This window comes from Caballeronia sp. BR00000012568055 (assembly GCF_029439455.1).
GTDB lineage: Bacteria > Pseudomonadota > Gammaproteobacteria > Burkholderiales > Burkholderiaceae > Caballeronia.
The window spans coordinates 1-21282 of record NZ_JAQFVG010000328.1 but is presented as its reverse complement, the minus strand read 5'-3'; the positions used below and the strand labels follow the sequence as shown (position 1 = coordinate 21282).

21 protein-coding genes and 1 pseudogene are annotated in these 21282 nt (G+C 62.8%); 19 read left to right on the top strand and 3 right to left on the bottom strand.

Translation table 11 applies throughout. From position 1 onward, the window contains the following. The 5 genes and pseudogenes from P7F28_RS27935 to P7F28_RS27915 all read left to right on the top strand — a co-directional run. Window positions 1-120: helix-turn-helix domain-containing protein (locus P7F28_RS27935; protein WP_277188092.1), on the top strand; the 120-nt coding region annotated here is incomplete at its 5' end. A 135-nt stretch (window positions 121-255) separates the two neighbouring features. Beyond that, complete coding sequence (locus tag P7F28_RS27930) at window positions 256-1002, top strand: hypothetical protein (protein WP_277188091.1); 747 nt, start codon at window positions 256-258, stop codon at window positions 1000-1002. A 31-nt stretch (window positions 1003-1033) separates the two neighbouring features. Continuing rightward, window positions 1034-1588 carry a hypothetical protein gene (locus tag P7F28_RS27925; protein WP_277188090.1) on the top strand — a complete coding sequence of 185 codons (555 nt, stop codon included), beginning with the start codon at window positions 1034-1036 and terminating at the stop codon, window positions 1586-1588. A 22-nt stretch (window positions 1589-1610) separates the two neighbouring features. Continuing rightward, complete coding sequence (locus tag P7F28_RS27920; protein WP_277188089.1) at window positions 1611-2729, top strand: metallophosphoesterase; 1119 nt, start codon at window positions 1611-1613, stop codon at window positions 2727-2729. Between the two features lie 5 nt (window positions 2730-2734). Beyond that, window positions 2735-2868: pseudogene (locus tag P7F28_RS27915) on the top strand (MFS transporter); the annotation flags it as partial. A 45-nt stretch (window positions 2869-2913) separates the two neighbouring features. On the opposite strand, the gene P7F28_RS27910 reads toward P7F28_RS27915, so the two are convergent. Beyond that, the gene (locus tag P7F28_RS27910) at window positions 2914-3921 is read right to left on the bottom strand and encodes a sugar-binding transcriptional regulator (RefSeq protein WP_277188088.1); all 1008 of its coding nucleotides are present in this window, start codon (window positions 3919-3921) and stop codon (window positions 2914-2916) included. Window positions 3922-4033: 112 nt separating this feature from the next. Between P7F28_RS27910 and P7F28_RS27905 the strand changes: the two genes are divergently transcribed. From P7F28_RS27905 to P7F28_RS27865, 9 genes are all read left to right on the top strand, one after another. Further along, entirely contained in the window at window positions 4034-5542 is a 1509-nt protein-coding gene (locus P7F28_RS27905; RefSeq protein ID WP_277188087.1) for a ribulokinase, read from the top strand. A 44-nt stretch (window positions 5543-5586) separates the two neighbouring features. After that, window positions 5587-6609 carry a thiamine pyrophosphate-dependent dehydrogenase E1 component subunit alpha gene (locus tag P7F28_RS27900; RefSeq protein ID WP_277188086.1) on the top strand — a complete coding sequence of 341 codons (1023 nt, stop codon included), beginning with the start codon at window positions 5587-5589 and terminating at the stop codon, window positions 6607-6609. Between the two features lie 4 nt (window positions 6610-6613). After that, window positions 6614-7597, top strand: coding sequence for an alpha-ketoacid dehydrogenase subunit beta (locus P7F28_RS27895; RefSeq protein ID WP_277188085.1), 984 nt, complete (start codon window positions 6614-6616; stop codon window positions 7595-7597). Further along, window positions 7594-8844 carry an acetoin dehydrogenase dihydrolipoyllysine-residue acetyltransferase subunit gene (locus P7F28_RS27890; RefSeq protein ID WP_277188084.1) on the top strand — a complete coding sequence of 417 codons (1251 nt, stop codon included), beginning with the start codon at window positions 7594-7596 and terminating at the stop codon, window positions 8842-8844. The genes P7F28_RS27895 and P7F28_RS27890 overlap by 4 nt, the downstream gene beginning before the upstream one ends. 48 nt (window positions 8845-8892) lie before the next feature. After that, on the top strand, window positions 8893-10008 hold the full coding sequence (locus P7F28_RS27885; protein WP_277188083.1) for a sugar ABC transporter substrate-binding protein: 1116 nt from the start codon (window positions 8893-8895) through the stop codon (window positions 10006-10008). A 70-nt stretch (window positions 10009-10078) separates the two neighbouring features. Next, entirely contained in the window at window positions 10079-11599 is a 1521-nt protein-coding gene (locus tag P7F28_RS27880) for a sugar ABC transporter ATP-binding protein (protein ID WP_277188082.1), read from the top strand. A 1-nt stretch (window position 11600) separates the two neighbouring features. Further along, window positions 11601-12629 (top strand): ABC transporter permease, encoded by a 1029-nt coding sequence (locus P7F28_RS27875; protein ID WP_277188081.1) that lies wholly within the window; start codon window positions 11601-11603, stop codon window positions 12627-12629. Between the two features lie 31 nt (window positions 12630-12660). After that, a complete protein-coding gene (locus P7F28_RS27870) occupies window positions 12661-13422 on the top strand; it encodes an SDR family NAD(P)-dependent oxidoreductase (RefSeq protein ID WP_277188080.1) in 762 nt (253 codons plus the stop codon). A gap of 14 nt (window positions 13423-13436) precedes the next feature. Then, complete coding sequence (locus tag P7F28_RS27865; RefSeq protein WP_277188079.1) at window positions 13437-14210, top strand: SDR family NAD(P)-dependent oxidoreductase; 774 nt, start codon at window positions 13437-13439, stop codon at window positions 14208-14210. Window positions 14211-14216: 6 nt separating this feature from the next. Here P7F28_RS27865 and P7F28_RS27860 read toward each other — a convergent pair whose 3' ends face one another. Next, the gene (locus P7F28_RS27860) at window positions 14217-15008 is read right to left on the bottom strand and encodes a helix-turn-helix domain-containing protein (RefSeq protein ID WP_277188078.1); all 792 of its coding nucleotides are present in this window, start codon (window positions 15006-15008) and stop codon (window positions 14217-14219) included. A 96-nt stretch (window positions 15009-15104) separates the two neighbouring features. Here P7F28_RS27860 and P7F28_RS27855 point away from each other — a divergent pair, with 96 nt between their 5' ends. Continuing rightward, complete coding sequence (locus P7F28_RS27855; RefSeq protein ID WP_277188077.1) at window positions 15105-16067, top strand: DMT family transporter; 963 nt, start codon at window positions 15105-15107, stop codon at window positions 16065-16067. A gap of 12 nt (window positions 16068-16079) precedes the next feature. Here the strand turns inward: P7F28_RS27855 and P7F28_RS27850 are convergent, their stop codons facing one another. After that, a complete protein-coding gene (locus tag P7F28_RS27850; protein WP_277188076.1) occupies window positions 16080-17150 on the bottom strand; it encodes a LacI family DNA-binding transcriptional regulator in 1071 nt (356 codons plus the stop codon). A gap of 197 nt (window positions 17151-17347) precedes the next feature. Between P7F28_RS27850 and P7F28_RS27845 the strand changes: the two genes are divergently transcribed. From P7F28_RS27845 to P7F28_RS27830, 4 genes are all read left to right on the top strand, one after another. Beyond that, a complete protein-coding gene (locus P7F28_RS27845) occupies window positions 17348-18676 on the top strand; it encodes an MFS transporter (RefSeq protein ID WP_277188075.1) in 1329 nt (442 codons plus the stop codon). Window positions 18677-18710: 34 nt separating this feature from the next. Further along, a complete protein-coding gene (locus tag P7F28_RS27840) occupies window positions 18711-19658 on the top strand; it encodes a dihydrodipicolinate synthase family protein (protein ID WP_277188074.1) in 948 nt (315 codons plus the stop codon). Window positions 19659-19660: 2 nt separating this feature from the next. Further along, a complete protein-coding gene (locus P7F28_RS27835; RefSeq protein ID WP_277188073.1) occupies window positions 19661-20593 on the top strand; it encodes a PfkB family carbohydrate kinase in 933 nt (310 codons plus the stop codon). Between the two features lie 96 nt (window positions 20594-20689). Beyond that, window positions 20690-21253 (top strand): hypothetical protein, encoded by a 564-nt coding sequence (locus P7F28_RS27830; RefSeq protein WP_277188072.1) that lies wholly within the window; start codon window positions 20690-20692, stop codon window positions 21251-21253. The last annotated feature ends 29 nt before the right edge of the window (window positions 21254-21282 follow it).

Sequence of the window (21282 nt, the reverse complement as noted above, 5' to 3'; positions counted from 1 at the left end):
GAGCGAGCGCTCGCGTTGAGCAATGGCAATCGCGCGGAGGCGGCGCGCAGGCTCGGCATCAGCCGACAGTCGCTGTATACGCGGATGGCGAATCTCGGCTTGTCGGGCACGGGCAACTGACGGGAAACCGGACAGCATGCGTCCGGTTCGTTGACACCTCGTTGCGCTCAAGACGCTGAAAGCTCTTGCAGCAAGCGCTCGCAGCCGATGGCACAGCCTTTGCAATTCACTCCATGTCATGTGAAGGAGTGAACCATGCAAGCGACATCGACTTATCTGAAGCCAATCGGCCTCGCGGTATTGCTCGTGATGAGTGCGAGCTGCGCCGCGCAGCCGCAACCACCGGCAGATGCACCGCCGCCGCCGCCACCGGCAGCCGCTCCTGCGCCAGCAGTCGCACCTGCGCCGCCGCCGCCCGGGCCGAGCGCCGATCAGGGAAGCGCCGTCACCACGCAAGCCACGGTCACGCGTTTTCTGACCAATCCCGATGGCGACGTCGATGGCTTCCTGACCGGCGACGGCGCGCTCGTTCGCTTTCCGCCGCATCTCGGCACGCAACTCACATCCGCCGTGCGCCCCGGCGATAGCGTGCAGATCGACGGCTGGCGCGATGCGCGCGGCAATCTCAAAGCGCAACGCATCACCGATACGCGCAGCGGTCAGCAACTCATCGATCAACCGCCGATGCCCGGCGCGCGTCCCATGCCGCTGCCGCGTGAATTGCGTGGCGCGGGACTCTCGCGTCTGAGCGTGCAGGGACAAGTGGCGCATGTGACCACCGCGCCGCGCGGCGAACCCGATGGCGTCATCCTCTCCGATGGCACCGTCGTCAAGCTCACGCCGCCGGTCGCGCAACAGTTTGCCTCGCTCGTGCAGGCGGGTGCGAAGGTATCGGCGCAAGGCTACGGCACGCGCAATCAATACGGCACGGCATTGCAGGCGACGGCGTTCGGCACGCCCGGCAATATGACGCCGCTGTACGACCGCGCGCCGACTTTCTAAACAGTTTGAATAAACGATAAGGATTACGAACATGCATTGGATCGACCCCGACAGCCTTCCCGAAACGCGCGGCACCGTGACGCGTTTTCTGCTCAATCCGCACGGCGAAATCGATGGATTCGTGATTGGCTCGCGGCAAATGAAGCAGGTCCATTTTCCGCCGCATCTGTCGAAGCAGATCGCGCGCAATGTCGCTATCGGCGATGAAGTGCGGGTGCGCGGCGTCAAACCGCGCGGCGCGGATATCGTCGCGGCGGTTTCGCTGACGACGAAGAACGGCAAGCTGATTCTCGACGAAGGCCCGCATCAGAACGGCGAGAAACATCAGAAGCCGCACGTCGAACATACGCCGATGGAAGCGGGCGGCGAAGTGCTGCTTTCGCTGCACGGCCCGAAAGGCGAGTTGCGCGGCGCGCTGCTCGACGATGGCACGTCGCTGCGCATGCCGCCGCACGCTGCCGCCGAACTGGCCGACTATCTCGCACCGGGCGCGCATGTGCAGGCGTGGGGCCACGGCGTGAAGAACAAACACGGACGGACGATCGAAGTCCACGAGATCGCCGAACTGGTAGACGCTGCGGCATAACAACAATTCAGGAGTATCGAACATGCTGAGCTGGGTGCATTTCGGCGATCTTCATGCTTCAAATGACGACGCGTATCACAGCCTCGATCATCTGAAATCGATGGTCGGGCACGTCAACGCGCATCTGGCCGATCGCATCGACTTCGCTTATTTGCCGGGCGATAACGCCAATAACGGCACGCCCGAGCAGTTCCGGCGCATTCTCGGCACGCTGCGCGATCTGAGCGTGCCGCTCCACGCCATTCCCGGCGATCACGATTTCGAACCGGGGCATCTGAACGCCTTCGTGTCGTTCACGAATGCGCCGCTGCCGGCGTCGCTGATCGTGAAGGGGCATCGGTGTCTGTTTCTCGATATCGTGTCGGCGGGGCGCGGCGGGCCGGATTTCCGGCTCTCCGAAGCGGATCGCGCATGGCTCGATCAGGAACTCGACCGCTCGGCATTCGATCGTGCGCCGCCGGTCGTGTTCATGCACGCGTATCCCGGCGATATCGCGGAGGGCGAGTCGCTTGCGTATGCGTTTGCGCACGCGAACGTCGCTATCGTCGATACGGGTCATACGCATTACAACGAACTCCTGAACGATGGCTGGGTGATCTACGCGTCCACGCGCTCGACCGGACAGATTGAAGAAGACGAGGGTCAGGCCGGTTTTTCAGTGGTCGCGGTAGATGGCGGCGCGGTGAGCTGGAAGTTTCATCGGCTCGATGCGCCGTATCCCTTCGTGATGATTACGCAGCCGTGCGACTGGCGTTTGTATCGGCGGCGCTTCAGGCCGGGCGCGATGGACGATACGCCGCACGTGCGCGTGTTGGTGTCGAACGATGATGTCGTTTCGGTTACCGCTGATTTATCAGGTATCCCAATCGAATTGAAGCCAGCCGGTGGCGAAGCGGGCGTGTGGCAGGCGCCGCTTCCCGCCGTATCGGCGACGGAACGCATGACGCTGAGCGTGACAGCGCGCACCGCCGATGGCCGCATCGGTCATGACGAGATCGCGCTGCCATCGGTCAGCGATGCGGGACGCGGCGCAACCCGAAGCGCCACGCTCGGCACCGATGCGCACGCGGTCGACGCGTGGCCGGAGCACGGCATCACCGGCTCGCAACTCGGGCCAAACAAGAACGGACACGGCTGGTGACTGCGATGAATCCCTTGCGCGCGCTCGAAGCGCTGGGCTTTTTCATGGCCGATGTGCAGGCGGGCATCGGCCCTTTTTTTGGGTGTTTCTACAGGCGTAAGGTTGGCATCCCGAAGCAATCGGCACGGTGATTCCGCTGGCGTGAAAGCAGCGCTTTCGATGCGTCCCGCGCCAGCAGATTCGGCTAATCCGCCAGCTTCAACGAACGCGCCAGCGCCAACGCCGTATCGCCATCGATAATCAGGCCCTTCACGATCCCGCTGCGCAACAGCGCGATCGTGGCGCGCACTTTCTCCAGCCCCGCCGCGAGGAGCACGACATTGCGTCCGCGCAGATCATCGGTCGCAATCGCCACCGTGCGATGACTGAGCGGGTGATTGATCTCCTTGCCTTCGATATCGAACAGCTTGCCGAGCGAGTCGCACACTGCGCCGCTTTCCTTGATATTGCGCATCTCCTCGGACGTCATGATGTCCTGCGTGCGCAGCACCGACGTCTCTTCGAGTTCGCCCACGCTGATCAGATAAAGATCGGCGTTGCGCGCGAGTTGGATCGCTTCCTGCACGATCCGTTGCTGCAAAAACACCTTCACGTCCGCCATCGAATTAGCGATGAACGGCACCGGCAGAAAATGCACTTCGCCGCCGGTCCGCGCCGCGAAGAACTGCACCACCTCGAACGGATTCGACGTCGAATTCCGTTTGAGCGATCCCAGCAGCGACACAAAACGCGCCTCGGGATTGCGCACGCCGACGAGTTGCGTCGCCACCTGTTCGATGGTGCGCCCCCAACTCACGCCGATCGTAATCGGCCCTTCCGATAACTTGCCCTTCAGAAAACTCGCGCCCGCCGCGCCGACCGCGCGCCGGCTGATGGACGCGCGGATGCGATCGGCTTTCGCATCGGCGGCGTCGTCGGCGAAACCGAGTGCGGGCGTGGCGATGCAGAAGTCCAGCTCGAAGCATCGCGCAATCGCCTGCTCGACCTCAATATCGCGCGCCGATTCATGGTTGATGGTCACGCTGATCAACCCGCGATCCCGTGCCTCAGAGAGCAGCCGGTTCACGCGGCTGCGATGCAATCCCAGCCGCGACGCCGTCTGTTCCTGATTCAATCCGCCCACGTAATACATCCAGGCTGCGCGGACGATCAAGGCGTCGTCGGACTCGTGCGCAAGATTCAACTCGAGCATTTAGGTGTTTCCCCTCTATCGATGTTCACCATCTTGACAAAGGCATCATCGAAAATCAAACTCAGCACAAATGTCGCGATCGACGACAAATGTGCAGAGTTCAGGAGACGCCATGAGTTGTGTGATCGGAATCGATGGTGGAACGGAGAGCATTCGCGCGCGGGTTTTCGATCTGTCGGGCGCGTGTCTGGGCTCGGCCGCGCATCCGTACGCCACGCAGTTTTCGGCGGGCGCGCGCGCCGAGCAGAATCCGGAAGACTGGTGGATGGCGATGGGCGCGGCCGTGCGGCAGGCCGTGAGCGAAGCGGGCGTCGCGCCTGCGGATGTCGATGCCATCGCGCTCGCGACGACCAGTTGCACCGTGGTCGCGCTGGACGCGGAGGGCCGCGCATTGCGTCCGGCCATCATCTGGATGGACGTGCGCGCCGAAGCCGAAGCCTCCGACGTGCTCGCCACCGGCGACCCGGCGCTGATCGTGAACGGCGCGGGCGAAGGCCCGGTATCGGCGGAATGGATGATTCCCAAGGCGCTGTGGATCGCCCGTCACGAACCCGAAATCTACGAGCGCGCGGCGACCATCTGCGAGTACCAGGACTTCATGAATCTGCGCCTGACCGAGCGGCGCTGCGCGAGTCTGGACAACGTGTCGATCCGCTGGCACTACTCGACCGAACGCGGCGGCTACGCAAAGAGCCTGCTCGCCGCGCTGAAGCTCGATTCGCTGCTCGACAAATGGCCTGACACCGTGATCGCACCGGGCGACGAAGTCGGCACGCTCACGGCACGCGCCGCCGAACATCTCGGCCTGCCGTCAAGCGTGAAAGTCGTGCAGGGCGGCGCGGATGCGCTGATCGGCATGATCGGCATCGGCGTGGCGAAGCCGGGGCAGGTGGCGCTCATCACCGGATCGTCGCATCTGATGTTCGGGGTATCGGACCGGTCGGCGGCGTCGAAAGGCTTGTGGGGCACGTATGCGGATGCGGTGTATCCGAAGCGGCACATCATCGAAGGCGGGCAGACGTCGACGGGTTCCATCGTCAATTGGTTGCGGCGGCTCGCGGGCGGTCAGCTCGATTTGAACGCGCTGAACGACGAAGCGCGCAAGATCCCGCCGGGCTGCGACGGCCTGCTTTCGCTCGATCACTTTCAAGGCAACCGCACGCCTTATGTCGATGCGCTCTCGCGCGGCGCGTTCGTTGGATTGACGCTCGCGCACGGCATGCCGCATCTGTTCCGCGCGGTGATCGAAGGGATTTGCTTCGGTTCGCGCGCTATCTTCGAGCGCATGGCGCAGGCGGGTTTTCCGGCGACTGAAATCACCATTGGCGGCGGCGTGGTGGCGTCGGAATTGTGGCTGCAATTGCATGCGGATATCGCTGGCTTGCCGGTGAGCGTGCCGAAGGCGAGTGAAGCGCCATCGCTTGGATCGGCGATTTTGGCGGCGACCGGCGCGGGCCATTTCGCTTCGATCGACGAAGGCATTGCGGCGATGGTGAAACCGGGACGCCTGATCGAACCGCGTCATGCCGAATCCATTCAGTATGACGAAATATATACGCGATACGAGAAGCTCTATCCGGCGTTGCGCGGCTTCTCTCAGCGGCCGTCGGCTTCGGCGTGACCACGGACCGTCTTCATCGAAATTTCTTTACGAGAGTCGAGATCATGCTTTCTCCACCCAAGTCTTCCTTGCTGGAACTGTATCGGACCATGCGGCGCATTCGCACGTTCGAGGAACACGTCGCGGAGTTGTATGCGCGCGAACTATCGGCCGGATCGATGCTGCATCTGTCGATTGGTGAAGAAGGCGCGGCGGCGGGTGTCGTCGGCGCACTGCAACCGCAGGACAGCTTCACGACGCATCATCGCGGGCACGGCATCTTTCTCGCGCGTGGTGCGGAGCCGAATCGCATGATGGCGGAGATTGGCGGCAAGGCGTCGGGCTATTGTCGCGGCAAGGGCGGTTCCATGCATATCGCCGATATGGCACTCGGGCATCTGGGCGCGAACGCGATTGTCGGCGGCGGCATTTCGCATGTGGTCGGCGCGGGGCTGAGCTACAAGCTGCTGAAGAAAGATGCGGTGTCGGTCGCCTTCTTCGGCGATGGCGCGATGCAGCAAGGCATTCTCTACGAAAGCATGAATATGGCGGCGCTGTGGGATTTGCCGGTGCTGTTCGTGTGCATCAACAATCAGTACGGCATGGGCACGCGGATCGACAAGGCGACGCGTTCCACGGCCTTCGATCAGCGCGCCGCATCGTTCGGATTGCGAACCGGTATGGTCGATGGCGAAGATGTGGAAGACGTGCTCGCGATGGCGCAGGACCTTGTGTCCGGTGCGCGCGAAGGCACGCCCGCGTTCATGGCGGTGTCGTGCTTCCGCTTCTTCGGACATGGGCGCATGGATAAAAGTCCTTATCGCACATCGGAAGAAGAGGACATCGGCCGCAAGCGCGATCCGATTTTGCGCGCGCGCGCCACGCTGATCGATCGCGGTCAGGCGAGCGCTGCGGACATCGACAAGCTCGATGCGCAGATCAGCCGCGAGATGAGCGAAGCAATCGACTTCACCGAGAAATCTGCCGCGCCCGCATTCGACTCCATGTTCGAAGACGTTTATGGCGTGGGCGAGCCGCAACCGGAACCCGTACGCACGCGCCTCGAACGCGTGCTGGCAAGGAGCTGACACGATGAGTCTGACCAGAATTACTTATCGCGATGCCTTGCGCCAGGCCCTGCGCGACGCGATGCAGGCCGACGATACCGTGGTCGTGATCGGCGAGGAAGTGGGCGTCTACGGCGGCGCGTACGGCGTGACCAAGGACCTCATCAAGGAGTTTGGAGCGGAACGTCTGATCGATACACCGATCAGCGAGCCGGCGATCATCGGCGCGGCAGTGGGCGCGGCCATGACGGGTCTGCGTCCGGTCGCGGAATTGATGTACGTGGATTTTCTCGGCATGACGATGGATCAGGTCGGCAACCAGGCCGCGAAAATCCGCTATATGTTCGGCGGCCAAATCGGCGTGCCGATGATTCTGCGCACGCAAGGCGGCACGGGCCGTTCGGCGGGCGCACAGCATTCGCAAAGCCTCGAAGCGCTGGTGATGCACACGCCCGGTCTGCGCCTGGCGATGCCCGCCACTGCTTCGGATGCCTATCATTTGCTACGTCATGCGCTGACTTTGCCCGACCCGGTGGTGTTCATCGAACACAAGGCGCTCTATGCACGCAAGGAAGACGCCGATCTCACCACGCCGATTGCGCCGTGGGGCAAGGCGGCGGTACGTCGCGCGGGCAACGATGTCACGCTGATCACGTATTCGCGCATGGTCGGTGTCGCTTTGGAAGCTGCCGAATCGCTCGCGCAGCAAGGTGTCGATGTCGAAGTGATCGATCTGCGCACACTTAATCCGCTCGATATGGACACGGTGGTGGCGTCGGTGAATCGCACGGGGCGTGCGGTGGTGGTGAGCGAGGCGGCATCGACGTGTGGCGTGGCGTCGGAAGTGGCGGCGCGTATATCGGAAGAATGCTTCGATTTCCTCGAAGATCCGGTGCTGCGCATCGCCGGTGAGGATGTGCCGATTTCGGTATCGCCGGCGCTTGAGAGCGCGAGTATTCCGACGGCGGCGCTGATCGTCGAAATGATTTCCAGCATGGTGCCCGCATGAGCAAGTCATTGTTGCTGCCGCGCCTCGGCGAAACGATGGAGCAGGGCCGCGTGGTCGAATGGTTCAAGAAACCGGGCGATGCGTTCGTGCGCGGCGAGACCATCGCGGAAATCGAAACCGACAAGACGGTGGTCGAGATGCCTGCGTTGGCGGATGGCGTGCTGCGCAAGATCATCGCGGATGTGGGCGAAGATGTGGATGTCGGCGCGCCGCTCGCGGAATACGACGCGATTGGTGAAGAAGGCAGCGCTGCGCCGGAAGATACTTCGGTTTCCGAATCAAAGTCGGAAATCGTGGCCGAACGCCCCGCGCCGGTACGCGTTTACGTTGCGAGCGATACTGCGCGTTTGCGCGCGACTCCGGCGGCACGTCGCGCGGCGCGGCATGGCGGTATCGCATTGAGTGACGTAGAAGGCACGGGACGGCGCGGGCGTATTGAACTGCGCGATATTGAGGGCAGCAAGGGCATCGCGAGTGCTGAAGGCGTGCGTCATTGCACAGTGGCGCAAGGACGCGTTGCGTATCGCGAGTGGGGCACGGCGGCATCGAACCATAAGCCGCTCGTGCTGCTGCATGGTTTCGCAGGCGATGGCCTCGTCTGGTCCGCACTCGCCAGCCAATTGCAACGACGCGGCAGGCACATCATCGCGCCCGATCTCCCCTCGCACGGCGCCACTGATTTCAACAGCGCCGACATCTCCGGCATGGCCGATGCCATCGTTGCGCTGATCCGCGCGTTGAATCTCGGCGAATTCGATCTGGTCGGTCATTCGCTGGGTGCGGCGGTCGCGGTGAGCGTGGCCGCCACGCTCGGCGCGAAGGTGCGCGAGTTGACGCTGATCGCGCCCGCGGGACTCGGCAGCGAAATCGACGGCGATTTTATCGATGGCATGGCGCACGTGCGCAAAGGCGGCGGCCTGATGCATCTGCTGCGCCGCGCCGCGCTCAATCCACCGCTGCTGTCGGCATTGCAACTGGATCAGATGGCGGCGAGCATCCACCAACGTGGCGCATTGGCCGCGCTCGCGGACAACCTCGTCAGCGCGGGCCGTCAGCAGATCGATATTCGCGCCGCGCTGGCGAGTCTGGTGATACCCGCGCGCGTGATCTGGGGCCTCGACGACGCGATCGTTCCCTGGCGTCACGCCAGCCGCGCGGGCGCGGCCATTCCAGTGCATTTCGTGCCGCAGGCGGGCCACATGCCGCATTGGGATCAACCGCAAAGGGTCGCGGCGCTTTTTGAATGAATGTCGATTCTTCGCTGAATAACACGTAGTCCACAAAGGAGACGCAGCATGGAAGACAGCACCAATCAGGAACCCGAACTTTCTCGCCGCCGCCTGCTCGGCATGGCGGCGGCGGTCGGCGGCACGCAGTTCGCGCAGATGTTGTTCGGGGCCACGTCGGCGCATGCGCAGACGCCGGCGAGCGCACCGAAGGCGGGCGGCGGCAAGCCGCTGCGCATCGCCGTGGTGGCGCAGCAAATGTCGGCGCAATCGGATCAGCGCTCGTGGAACGGCTTTCAGCAATGGCTCAAGAAGAACGGCCTCGACAAGACCTGGCAAATCAAACAGACCGATGCAAAAGGCGATCCCGGTCAACTCGTCAGTCAGATCGAGGACGCGATCACCGCTAAATCCGATGCGATTCTCGTGCTATACGGCACGCTGACGGCAGCCAAAAGCGCGCTGGACCATCTGACGACATCGAAGATTCCGTTCTTCAGTCTCGACTCCGGCTGGCAGTCGCCCGCCATCGCGGATATCACCAGCAACAACTACGCGATGAGCGCGCAGACCTCGCAATTCATGATCGATACGCTGCTCGCGCAAGGCAAGACCAAGGCGAACATGTGCGCGATCATCGCCAACTTCCACCACGGCACCCGCAAGCGCGGCAAGGTGATGAAGACGGCGCTGACGGAAAACGAATGGATATCGCTCAAGAACGAGCGCGTGATCCAGTATTCCGGTTTCTACGAAGCGACGCAGAACACGGTCAACGACTGGCTCACGACTTACGGCAAGGATCTCGATGTGATCTGGTGCCCGTGGGACGAACCGGCGATGGCCGCAGCGGAAGTGGTGGCCTCGCGCGGCATGCAGGACAAGATCATGGTGATCGGACACGACGGGCATCCGACCGCGCTGGACCGCATGCGCAAGCCGAACTATCCGCTGATCTGCACGACCGCGCAGGCCTTCGAAGTGTGGGGCGCGTACACGGGCTGGCTCATCAACGAGATCGTGGCCAAGGGCGGCGATGCGAAGAAGCTGGTGCCGGTGCCGACGGTGGAATTTCCCGCGCCGCTGCTGGTGCGTGGCGTGAATATCCCCGCGCCGGGCGAACCGACCTATAACGCCAAGGACCTGTACTACATCTATCGCGATCGCGCGGTCGCGGGCATGTAGTGTGAAGGCGATCCGGACGCGTCCCATGCGCGCCGGATCGCTTGCAAAGGAAGTGTCAGGAGACAGACACATGAACGACAATCAGGCGCAGACGGTTCCGCGCCTCAGCGCCCGTGGCATCGAAAAGCGCTTTCACGGCAATCCGGCTTTGCGTGGCGTCGATCTCGACCTGCACGGAGGCGAGATGCTCGCGCTGGTCGGCGCGAACGGCGCGGGCAAATCGACGCTGGTGAAGATCATCTGCGGCGCGCAGGAAGCCGATGCGGGCACGCTTGCCATCGACGGCAAAACGGTGAGCGTGCGCAGTGTCGGTGACGCGCTGGCGGCGGGCATCGCGGTGGCGCATCAGCAGATTGCGGTGATTTCGACGCTCACCGCTGCGGAAAACATCATGCTCGGGCGCGAGCCGTTGTCTGGCGGGCTGATCCGTCCGCGCGCGTTGCGTGAAGAAGCGAGCCGCTTCGCGAAGCGCTTCGGTATCGATATCGATCTGGATCGCGAATGCGGTGAACTGACGCTTGGCGAGAACAAGATTCTCGACATTCTCAAAGCGCTCGTCAGCAATCCGGCGATTCTGATTCTCGACGAACCGACTGCATCGCTCACGCTCAACGAGAGCCGAAAATTGTTCGGTTTCCTGCGCGATCTGAAAGCGCACGGTTTGTCGATTCTGTTTATCTCGCATCATCTGAACGAAATCTTCGAGCAATGCGACCGCGTCGCGGTCTTGAAGGACGGCGCGAAAGTACACGATGGTTTGGTATCCGAAACGAGTCTTCAGGAAGTCGTGCATTTGATGGTCGGGCGGCGGATCGAGAATCAGCATTGGGCGTCGTCGGCATCGGCGGATACGGTGGCGACGCATATTCGCAACGCGCGTATCGGTGCGCTCGATGTGCCCGATCTCGTCGTGCATGCAGGCGAGATCGTCGGCATTGCGGGCGTGATGGGCGCGGGACAAACCGGCGTGCTCGAAGCGCTGGCCGGATCGACGAGCGTGAAAGTGCAGGGCGAATGTATCGTGAATGGCGAGCGTGGCTTTCCACGCGATGTCGCCGATGCCATCGCGCGCGGCGTCTATTTGGTCGCGGACGAACGCTTGCGCAAGGCGCTGTTTCCGGGCCTGACCGTCGAAGAAAATCTGATGACCGGCGCGCTTCATCAGACCAGCAGTCGCAGCGGCTTTATGCAGGAAGGCCTCACGCGCTCGCTTGCACGCGATACCGTGGCACGGCTCGGCATCAAATGCAGCGGCATTGCGCAGGACGTGTTGCAACTGTCGGGCGGCAATCAGCAAAAGGTCGCGTTTGGCCGCTGGCTGATTCGCATGGGACGCGGCGCATCGGCGAAACAGCCTTTTCTGCTGCTCGACAATCCGACCGAAGGTGTCGATGTCGGCAGCAAGGCGGAAATCTATGCGCTGATTCACGACCTCGTGAAAGCGGGCGCAAGCGTGCTGATTGCAAGCGCCGAGTTCGATGAAATGCTGAAACTGTGCGACCGTATTTATTGCATCGCGGATGGCGCGGTGGGCGAATGCCTCGATCGCAATGACTTTTCCGAAGCAAGACTCTTGCTCGAGGTGAACTGACATGACTTTGAAAGGACAGACCTTGGCTGCCAAGACTCCCGACGCCCCTGAACATCAAACCGCGCGCGCCTCGCGCGGCTTCGATTTCAGCCATTTTGCGAGCCGCTGGGGCACGGTTGCGGCGGCGGTGATCATCTTTATCGCGTTTGCGCTCGGCAACGAACGCTTCGTGTCGATCGACAACCTCAGCAACGTGCTGGTGCAGATTTCCGTGCTGATGGTCATCTCGTCGGGATTGACGGTGGCGGTGGCGAGCGGCGAGTTCGATCTGTCGATCGGACAGGCGGCGAGTCTCGCGGGCGTGCTGGTGGCGGGCATGCTGGTGCTCTCGCAACTGTCGGTGCCGGTGGCGATTGCGGTGGCGCTGGCGTCGGGCATCGTCATTGGTCTGGTGAACGGCTTGCTGGTGACGCTGCTGCGCATTCCCTCGCTGATCGCCACGCTCGCGATGGGTCCGATCGCGCTGGGCGTGAACTACGCCTACACCGGCGGCGACTCGATCTACGCCCAGATGCCCGACAGCTTCTACGCCATCGCCAAGGGCAAGGTGCTCGGTATCGTGCCGATGCCCATCGTCATCGCGCTGATCACCGTGTTCGTGTTTTACGTGCTGCTGAACCGCACGCGGCTGGGGCGCAGCGTGATCGCGACCGGCGCGAATATTCAGGCGGCGCGGCTGTCGGGCATCAAGGTGAATCGCGCGCGCGTGACGGCGCTGGTGTTGTCGGCGGCAGGCGCGGCGCTCGGCGGCGTGATGCTGACCGCGCGTCTGGGCACCGGCCAGTCCGGTGCAGGCGATGCCTATCTGATGGACAGCCTGACCGCCGTATTTCTCGGCATGACCGCGTTCAAACCGGGACGCGCGACCATTCAGGGCACGCTGGTCGGCGTGGTGATCATCGGCATGTTGGATAACGGGCTGAATCTGGTGGGCGCGCCGTTCTACTTGCAGAACATCGTGCGCGGCGTGGTGATGGTCGCCGCCGTGGGTCTTGCGGTGCTGCGCGGGGAAATCCGCTTCTTCCGCTGATATTCGGACTACAAACGATCAAGGAGACGACATGAGCAAGGATTCGAATGGACGCGTGGCGCTGGTGACGGGCGCGAGCCGTGGCATTGGACGGGCGCTGGCGCTTGGGTTGGCGGACGATGGCTTCGACGTAGTCGTCAACGATATCGAACGTCAGCGCGATGAACTCGAAGCCACCGCCGAAGCCATTCGCGGCAAGTCGCGCCGCGCCTTCGCACTTTATGCCGATGTGAGCAACAAGCAGCAGGTCAAAAGCATGGTCGAGTCGGCCATCGAACAGGCGGGACAGATCGATGCGGTCGTCAATAACGCGGGCATTCTGATCGCGCGTTCCGTCGATGAACTCGACGAAAGCGAATGGGACGCCGTGCTCGATGTCAACGCGAAAGGCACCTTCCTCGTCGTGCAGGCGTTGTTGCCGCATATGAAGGCGCGCAAGTACGGGCGCATCGTGAATATCGCGTCGATCGGTGGCAAGCACGGCGCGCCGTTGCAGGCGCATTACTCGGCGTCGAAGGCGGCGGTGATGGGTTTTACGCGCGTGCTGGCGCAGGAAGTCGGCAGCTTCGGGATCACGGCGAACGCGGTGTGTCCGGGCATCATCGTGACGGAAATGGGGCGCACGAATCTCGAAGACCCGGCCGTGGCGCAGGCGTGGATCGACAAGACCGCGCTCGCGCGGCTCGGGCAACCGGAAGACGTCGCCGGACCGGTGTGCTTCTTCGCCTCCGATGCGTCGGCCTTCGTGACCGGGCAGACGCTGAACGTCTGCGGCGGCATCGTGCTGAGCTGATGAACGAGGCGGCTATGTACCTCGACAAATTCAGACTCGATGGCAAGACAGCGGTGATCACGGGTGCTGCACGTGGCATCGGTTTCGCGACGGCGCAGGCATTGGCCGATGCGGGCGCGCGCGTCGTGCTCACCGATCTCGACGCCGATGCGCTCGATGCCGCCGTGCGAACACTCACCGACGCGGGTATCGACGCGCACGGCGTGCCCTTCGACGTCACCGATCCCGCCGCCGCGCAACGCATTCACGACGACATCGCGGCGCGCATCGGCGTGGTGGACGTGCTGGTCAACAACGCGGGCATCGCCATTTCGAACGTGCCCGCCGAGTCGATGTCCGACGAGGTCTGGAATCGCGTGCTCGACGTCAACCTGAACGGCCTGTTCCGCTGCTGCCGCGCCTTCGGCAAGTCCATGCTCGAACGCGGCGGCGGCGCGATCGTCAATGTCGGATCGATGGCGGGATTTATCGCGACGCGGCCGCAGGAGCAGGTGAACTACAACGCATCGAAAGCGGCCGTGCATCATCTGACGGGATCGCTGGCGGCGGAGTGGGGCGCGCGCGGTGTGCGTGTGAATGCGGTCGCGCCGACTTATATCGATACGGAACTGGTGCGCAAAGTGTCGATGGATCCGAATCTGCGGCAGTACTGGCTCGGCGGCACGCCAATGGGCCGCCTCGGGCGCGCGGACGAAATCGCCTCGGTCATCCTGTTCCTCGCCAGCGATGCCGCGAGTCTCATGACCGGTTCGATCGTGGTCGCGGATGGCGGCTATATGTGCTGGTAGTCCGTTTTACGCAACAAAGCGCTTCGGACTCGATCCCGTCAGACGCCGAAACATCGCGATAAACGCCGACGACGACGCATAGCCGAGATCGAACGCCACCGATTCGACGCTGCGTCCGTCTCTGAGCATCGGCAGGGCGGCGACGAATCGCAGGCGCTGCCGCCAGTCGGTCAGCGACATGCCCAGCTCGCTCTGGCATCGGCGAATCAGCGTGCGTTCGGTCAGATTCACCACCGCCGCAAGCTCGGCGATGGTGCGGTTATCGGCGGGATCGTCGCGCAGCAGTTGCAGGATCGCGTTGAGTTCGGCGTCGTCGCTGTGAGGCACGAAGCTGCCGGTCGTCCTGCAGACGGAAAGCTGATCGACGAGCACATGAAGCAGTCGCGAATGCGCGGGCTGCGGCTGCGGGGTATCGCCCAGATCGCGCAGGTGTTCGAGTATCGAACGCACCAAAGGCGTCACCATCACCGCACACGATTCGTCCGGCATGTCGCGGCACAGATCACGGCGGATATAAACCGAACAATGTACGGCCTCCTGATGATTGAAGCCCGTATGTTCCGTATCCGGCGCAATCCACAATCCGAGATGCGGCGGTGCGATGAAATGTGCCGTGCCCGCCTTGACCTCGGTGACGCCGCTGTATGAATAGACGAATTCGCCCCATGCGTGGCGCAACACGGGATACGTCGCGTGCGCGGGCATATGCTCGGTGCGAAAGAAAACCGGCGATGGCAGCAGGTCGGTGAATGGCGGCAGCCGCACGTGCGCTGTCGCAGACGGAATGCCGCGTTTCATGGCTTGACGTCCTCGCGCGATCGAATGTCAGTTTCGCACTATATCGCGCCAAATGATTCAGTCGATACTGTGAGCCGTTCAGTTCGGGATACGGCAATGAGAAAGGCGGTCGATGGTCGCGCGGTAATCGTCATGATTGCGCTGTGTCTGACGTGGAGTCTGCAACAGGTGGCGGTCAAGGCATCGGCGGCGGACGCCGCGCCGGTGTTTCAACTCGCGTTGCGCTCGGGCGTCGCGGCAGTGATGGTGCTGCTGTATGCGCGTTTCGTCGCGCGCGATCGCTGGATGGCGCGCGGCATGCTCTTGCCGGGCAGCGCGGTCGGATCGCTGTTTGCGCTCGAATTTTTGCTCGTCGCGCAGGGCCTGAACTGGACCAGCGCGTCGCATATGGTCGTATTTCTCTACACCGCGCCGCTTTTTGCCGCGCTCGGCCTGCATCTGCGATTACCCGACGAACGCCTGAGCCGCCTGCAATGGACCGGTATGGCGCTGGCGTTCGCGGGTATCGCGCTGGCCTTTCTCGTCCCCGCTTTATTCGATACCCACAACGCCGACCTCTCCTCGTCGATGCTGGGCGATCTGTTCGGTCTGGGCGGCGGCGCTGCGTGGGGCATGACGACGGTTGCGGTGCGCACCAGCCGTCTGAGCGAAGCGCCCGCGACGCAGACGCTGTTCTATCAGCTCGCGGGCGCGTTCGTGATTCTGCTGTGCGCCACCTTTTTGCTCGGCAAAACGCATTTTCATTCATCGCCGATTCTCTGGACGAGCCTGGTTTTTCAGACCATTTTCGTTTGCTTCGCGAGTTTTCTGATCTGGTTCGCGCTGCTGCGCCGATACCTCGCCGCGCGCCTCGGCGTGCTCTCGTTCATGACGCCGCTATTCGGCGTGGTGTGGGGCGTGGTGCTGCTCAACGAGCAGGCGAGCAGCGCGTTTTTGGCTGGCGCGGCGCTGGTCTGCGTCGGTCTGATCGTCGTGAATGGCGATGCGTGGATCAGAAGCTGGCTGCCCATGTCGGCGCGCCGGACCCAAAAGACGTCGGATGGCGCGGCGCGTTCTTGAGATTCCGAGCCACTAGCGCACCGGCACCGGCCCGATCGATTCCCGCTCGATCAGCGATGCCTCCAGCATCGCCGGAAAGTCGGGCGTTTTCCCGGCGATTCGATCGATCAGATATTCGGCGGCGATTTCGCCCATTTCCCGGTCCGGCACGCGGATGGTCGTCAGCGGCGGATGGATTTGCGCGGCCAGTTCGATATCGTCGCAACCCGACACCGATACGACGCCGGGCACGTCCAGCCCCATCGCGTTGGCTTCGAGCAGTGCGCCGATCGCCAGCGTATCGTTCCCGCAGATGATGGCGGTCGGCGCGGGTTCCGCGCGCATCAATTGCTGAAAAGCCTGCCGCGCGAACGGAATGCGCGTGCCCCAGTTATCGGCCAGTACGGCGAGATGCTGCGGCCTGACCGCGAGTCCATTTCGTGCGAGCGTCTCGGTAATCGCCCGAAGCCGCGCCTGCACGCGGCTGTTGTCCTGCTGCGACTGAAAAATCACCCCGAAACGCTGATGCCCGAGCGCAAGCAGCCGTTGCGTAATCAATTCATACGCGCGCGAATGTTCGTAACCCACGCACGGATGATGACGGTCCTCGCGTTTGCCGAACGTGACCACATAAGGAATGTTCTTCGACGCGAGCAATTCGAACAGCGCATCGGGATAATCGTCGCCGACCAGCGCGAGCGCATCGACGCCGCGCGCGATCATGCCGCGTGCCTGCCGATACCCCTCCGCCGGATCGTACGACGAGCAGGCGACGAATACCGCGAGGCCTTCCGCGCCGAGCCGCGACTGAAACGCCTGCAATTGCTGATGAAACTTCTCGTGCGCCAGCGTCGGCACGATCGCGCCGACCGCGTACGAGCGGCGCGAAACCAGCGAGCGCGCGGCGGCGTTCGGCACCCAGTCGAGCTGATCGATCGCCGATTGCACCTTCGCGCGCGTGCGCTCCGTGACCTTCGACGGCTCGTTCAAAAAGCGCGACACCGTGGCCGTCGATACACCCGCCAGGCGCGCCACATCGGCAAGCAGCGGCTGAGCGGCGTTTTCCGATGCCAGCGATTCGGCGGCGATATCGGGGCTGTCCATCTTTTCACGTCTCAATGTAAGCGATCGGCTTACGTTAAGTGTTTCCCCTTAAAGACGCAACTGCGGGATACGATCACTATCCGTTTACGCTGAAAATGTAAGCGCTAATCAAATCGCATCAAGCGTTGAACTTGCGGAATGCGCGCAAAATGCTTGACGCTTACATTTTGACCGAAAAACAAAATACGGAGACATCGATGACCGATCAGCACTCGCCGCTTGCCGCGCCGCCCCGGATTCGGCGGCGGCAGACCATCGCCCTGGCGCTTCTGCTGTTGAGCGGCGTGATCAACTATCTGGATCGCGGCACGCTGGCGGTGGCCAACGAAATGGTTCGCGGCGATCTCGGTCTGTCGATGGGGCAGATGGGCGTGCTGCTGTCGGCGTTTTCGTGGACTTACGCGGTCTGTCAGCTTCCGGTCGGCGTGCTGGTCGATCGGATCGGGCCGCGCTGGCTGCTGGGAATCGGGCTGATCGTCTGGTCGATCGCTCAGGCGGCGGGCGGTTTCGCGGCGACGTTCGGGTATTTCGTGGTCGCGCGGCTGGTGCTGGGTATCGGTGAAGCGCCGCAGTTTCCGTCGGCGGCGCGCGTGGTCGGCAACTGGTTTCCGCCTGCATCGCGCGGTGCGCCCACGGGGATTTTCAACTCGGCGTCGCCGCTCGGCATCGCGCTCGCGCCGCTGGTGTTGTCGCCGCTGATCGCCGCATTCAACTGGCGCTGGGCGTTTTTCATCACGGGCGCGGCCGGGCTGGTGGTCGCGCTGATCTGGATGAGCATCTACCGCGATCCGGTGAAGTCGGCCATGACGGCCGAAGAGCGCGACTATCTCGACGCCGGCGTCGATCTCTCCGCGAAGCCGCCCGCCAACGTGAGCTTTGCGGAATGGCGCGCGCTGTTTGCGTACCCTGCCACGTGGGGCATGCTGATCGGCTTTTTCGGCTCGGTGTATCTGAACTGGGTGTATCTGACCTGGCTGCCCGGCTATTTGCGGACCGCGCGGCATATGAGTCTTGCCAACACGGGTTTCGCCGCCGCCGTGCCGTTCTTTTGCGGCTTCCTCGGCGCGCTGGTGGCGGGCTGGGTGTCGGACCGGATCGCGGCGAAAAGCGCATCGCCGGTCGGCGGACGCCGCAACGCGATGGTCCTCGCCATGTTCGGCATGGTCGCTTTCACCATTCCCGCCGCTTTCGTCGAAAGCAATACGATCGCGCTCGCGTGCATTTCGGTGGTGATCTTTCTCGCCAATGCGTCGTCGGCCTGCGCATGGTCGCTGGCGACGGTCGTCGCGCCGCCGAGCCGCATTGCATCGCTCGGAGCGATTCAGAATTTCGGCGGCTTTCTGGGCGGCGCGCTGGCGCCGCTGCTGACGGGTTATATCGCGCAGGCGTGGTCGTTCGTGCCGGCGCTGCTGACCGGCGCGGGCATCGCGTTCGTGGGCGCGGTGGCGTATCTCACGCTGGTTCGCAAGCCGATGCCCGAGCGCGGCCCAGACGCCGGTTCGGGCGCGCTGCGCGCATCGGCGTGAACGCACAACATTTATTTTTTGAAGGACAAGCAACGTGAATACCAAGGCTCCGAAAGCGATTATCGAAGGCATCGTTCCGGTGATGCTCACGCCGTTTCACGACAGCGGCGAAATCGACTATGCCGGGCTGGAACGGCTGATCGAGTGGTATGTCGGACATCGTTCGGATGCCTTATTTGCGGTCGCGCAATCGAGCGAAATGCAGTTTCTGACGCTTGCGGAGCGCGTTGATCTCGCGCGTTTCGTGGTCGAGAAAGTGGCGGGACGTATGCCCGTGGTCGCGTCCGGTCATATCAGCACGCCGATCGATGAACAGATCGAGGAATTGCAGGCGGTCGCGGCGACCGGCGTGCAAGGCGTGGTGCTCGTGACCAATCGGCTCGATCCGGACAAGCAGGGCACGCAAGCGTTTCTCGCCAATCTCGATCGCTTGCTGAATGCGCTTCCGGCCGATCTGCCGCTCGGCCTCTACGAGTGCCCCGCGCCATATCGCCGCCTGCTTTCCGATGAAGAACTGCAAGCGTGTATCGATACGAATCGTTTCGTCATGCTGAAGGATGTGAGCTGCGATCTCGACACCATCAAGCGGCGCGTGAAAATGGCGCAAGGATCATCGCTGAAGATACTGAACGCGAACGCGGCGATCGCGTGGGACGCGATGAAAGCGGGCGCGGCCGGTTTCAATGGCGTGTTCAACAACTTTCATCCCGATCTTTATCAATGGCTGCGGAGTGACGGCGCAAACCATCCCGCGCTGGCTGCCGAATTGTCCACGTTTCTGGTGGTATCGGCAGTGTCGGAAGCGCTTGGTTATCCGGCGCTGGCGAAGATGTATCACCAGCGGATCGGCACATTCGAAAGCATTCGCTGCCGCGCAATCGACTATGACGTCCGCGAACGCTTCTGGGCGCTGGACGCCGTGCTGGACAAGATTGTCGATGGCAGCGAGCAGTTCCGCGCGAAGATCGCCGCGACGCGCTGAGCATGTCCGATAAGCACATCATCTGCCTCGGCTCCGCGCTGTGGGACACCATCATGAGCGTGGACCACATTCCGCCTCATGGCGGCAAGGTGCTGCCTGATATCGCGGTGCAGGCGGCGTCGGGCATGGCGACGGTCGCGGCGGTGACCATCGCGCGGCTGGGCGGGCGCGTGAATCTGTGGAGCCGGATCGGCGACGATCATACCGGGCAAATGTTCATCGAAGACCTCGCGCACGAAGGCGTGAACACGGACGCCGTGCGGCGCGTGCCGAACGTGCGCACGCCTTTTTCGACCATTCTCGTCGATCGAAACGGCGAACGGCTGGTCGTGCCGTATTTCGATCCGGCGCTCGACGCGTCCACCGCATGGCTGCCGGTGCACGATATTGCCGGTGCGGGCGCGGTTCTCTGCGATATGCGCTGGATGCAGGGCGCACAAGTGCTGTTCTCGCAAGCAAGATATTTCGGCATACCGACTATTCTGGACGCCGATGTCGCGCCCGTCGAAGATTTACGCGCGCTGATGCCGTTCGCCGATCACGTGCTCTTGTCCGAACCCGCACTGCACTCGCTCAGCGATAAACCGTCACCCGATCAGGCGCTTCTGGAAGTGGCATCGACGCTGAACGCGCGAGTGATCGGCGTGACGCTCGGTGCGAAGGGTTCCATCATTTGGGACAACACAGGAAATGTTCCCGCGATGCGCCGCTTTTCCACCATCAAGATCGTCGCGCAAGACACGCTCAACGCGGGCGATGTGTGGCACGGCACGTACGCGTACGGCGTGGCGCACGGCTGGGATCTGGCGCGAACGGTTCAGACGGCGAGCGTCGCCGCCGCGATGAAGTGCGAGCATTTCGGCGGCAGGGCCGGTGCGCCGCGCATGGCGCAATTGCTGGCGCGAATGGAGTTGGAAGCGCTTTCGACGGCTTGATTCGCCGCGCGTTGTCATAGGACTGCCTTACAGAATATTTCGAAAAACCGATACTATGGAGCGCTTCAAAACAAGAACACCAACAAGCACTCCAACATGCGAAAACGTCATCGTTCTACTTTGATTCTGGCAGGCGTCGCGGTTCTTCTGAGCGGATGTGCGGCGTCGCTGCAAACCCAAAATACGGCTTCTTCGACCGGCAAAACTGCGGAAACCGCCATCGTGGTGCCGCCGACGTCCGCGCGTACCATCGTGTTGCGCATGAACGGATCGACGGTTGCGACGTCCGCGTCGGACTGGCCGCGCGTGCAGACGGAGTGGCGCGAAGCCATGCAGGGTGCATCGCAGGACGCCAGCACCGTTTTCGTCGATGAAACCGTGAAGCAGACCTCGCGCCGAGGTGCGGGCACGGTCGTCGATGTCTACGTGGAAGACTTCCATTTCGTCGCGCCCGGCGCGCGTTATACGCTGGGCATCATGACCGGCAACGCGTTCATTCAGGCCAAAGTGTCGTTCCGCGATCTGCAAAGCGGCCGCGTGTTCGGCGAACGGAGCTACAACACATCGTCGTCGGCGTGGCAGGGGATTTTTGCGCCGACCTCCGATAAGCAGGCGCGCGCCATCGCAGCGGATATCGTCAAGCAGATCAATCCGCGCTGATTGTGCTGATCGTGCCGATCGTGCTGTCG

Coding starts and splice junctions, on each gene's coding strand:
- P7F28_RS27910 (WP_277188088.1), bottom strand. CDS start 3,921: ATGCTCGAGTTGAATCTTGCGCACGAGTCCGACGACGCCTTGATCGTC.
- P7F28_RS27850 (WP_277188076.1), bottom strand. CDS start 17,150: ATGGACAGCCCCGATATCGCCGCCGAATCGCTGGCATCGGAAAACGCC.
- P7F28_RS27860 (WP_277188078.1), bottom strand. CDS start 15,008: ATGAAACGCGGCATTCCGTCTGCGACAGCGCACGTGCGGCTGCCGCCA.
- P7F28_RS27925 (WP_277188090.1), top strand. CDS start 1,034: ATGCATTGGATCGACCCCGACAGCCTTCCCGAAACGCGCGGCACCGTG.
- P7F28_RS27880 (WP_277188082.1), top strand. CDS start 10,079: ATGAACGACAATCAGGCGCAGACGGTTCCGCGCCTCAGCGCCCGTGGC.
- P7F28_RS27920 (WP_277188089.1), top strand. CDS start 1,611: ATGCTGAGCTGGGTGCATTTCGGCGATCTTCATGCTTCAAATGACGAC.
- P7F28_RS27900 (WP_277188086.1), top strand. CDS start 5,587: ATGCTTTCTCCACCCAAGTCTTCCTTGCTGGAACTGTATCGGACCATG.
- P7F28_RS27830 (WP_277188072.1), top strand. CDS start 20,690: ATGCGAAAACGTCATCGTTCTACTTTGATTCTGGCAGGCGTCGCGGTT.
- P7F28_RS27875 (WP_277188081.1), top strand. CDS start 11,601: ATGACTTTGAAAGGACAGACCTTGGCTGCCAAGACTCCCGACGCCCCT.
- P7F28_RS27865 (WP_277188079.1), top strand. CDS start 13,437: ATGTACCTCGACAAATTCAGACTCGATGGCAAGACAGCGGTGATCACG.
- P7F28_RS27845 (WP_277188075.1), top strand. CDS start 17,348: ATGACCGATCAGCACTCGCCGCTTGCCGCGCCGCCCCGGATTCGGCGG.
- P7F28_RS27930 (WP_277188091.1), top strand. CDS start 256: ATGCAAGCGACATCGACTTATCTGAAGCCAATCGGCCTCGCGGTATTG.
- P7F28_RS27855 (WP_277188077.1), top strand. CDS start 15,105: ATGAGAAAGGCGGTCGATGGTCGCGCGGTAATCGTCATGATTGCGCTG.
- P7F28_RS27870 (WP_277188080.1), top strand. CDS start 12,661: ATGAGCAAGGATTCGAATGGACGCGTGGCGCTGGTGACGGGCGCGAGC.
- P7F28_RS27895 (WP_277188085.1), top strand. CDS start 6,614: ATGAGTCTGACCAGAATTACTTATCGCGATGCCTTGCGCCAGGCCCTG.
- P7F28_RS27890 (WP_277188084.1), top strand. CDS start 7,594: ATGAGCAAGTCATTGTTGCTGCCGCGCCTCGGCGAAACGATGGAGCAG.
- P7F28_RS27885 (WP_277188083.1), top strand. CDS start 8,893: ATGGAAGACAGCACCAATCAGGAACCCGAACTTTCTCGCCGCCGCCTG.
- P7F28_RS27905 (WP_277188087.1), top strand. CDS start 4,034: ATGAGTTGTGTGATCGGAATCGATGGTGGAACGGAGAGCATTCGCGCG.
- P7F28_RS27835 (WP_277188073.1), top strand. CDS start 19,661: ATGTCCGATAAGCACATCATCTGCCTCGGCTCCGCGCTGTGGGACACC.